Origin of the sequence: Streptomyces sp. SP17BM10 (genome assembly GCF_036322405.1) — a bacterium.
Classification (GTDB): domain Bacteria; phylum Actinomycetota; class Actinomycetes; order Streptomycetales; family Streptomycetaceae; genus Kitasatospora.
Genome location: NZ_JAQYXB010000207.1, coordinates 1 through 306 on the forward strand (window position 1 = coordinate 1; position 306 = coordinate 306).

Genomic DNA, 306 nt, shown 5'->3' on the forward strand with positions numbered 1-306 from the left:
CCGGCCGCTCCGGCCGCGGGTACGGAGTGGACGGCCTGGGACGCCCTGCCCGCCGAGGGCCCGGCCCCCGAGACCGTCGTCCTCGACTGCGCGACCCTGGTCGCCCCTGGCGGCGACGTTCCGGCGGCCGTGCGCGAGGTGACGCAGCAGGTGCTGCGCGTGGTTCAGGCGTGGCTGGCGGAGGAGCGGTTCGCGGGGTCGCGTCTGGTGGTGGTGACGCGGGGGGCGGTGGCCGTTGGTGAAGGGTCGCTGGTGGGTCTGGCGCAGGCTCCGGTCTGGGGTCTGGTCCGGGCGGCGCAGGCGGAG

General features: G+C 77.5%; 1 protein-coding gene. It reads left to right on the top strand.

All coding sequences use genetic code 11. From position 1 onward, the window contains the following. Positions 1–306: SpnB-like Rossmann fold domain-containing protein (locus PUR71_RS00745; protein ID WP_329924315.1), on the top strand; the 306-nt coding region annotated here is incomplete at both ends.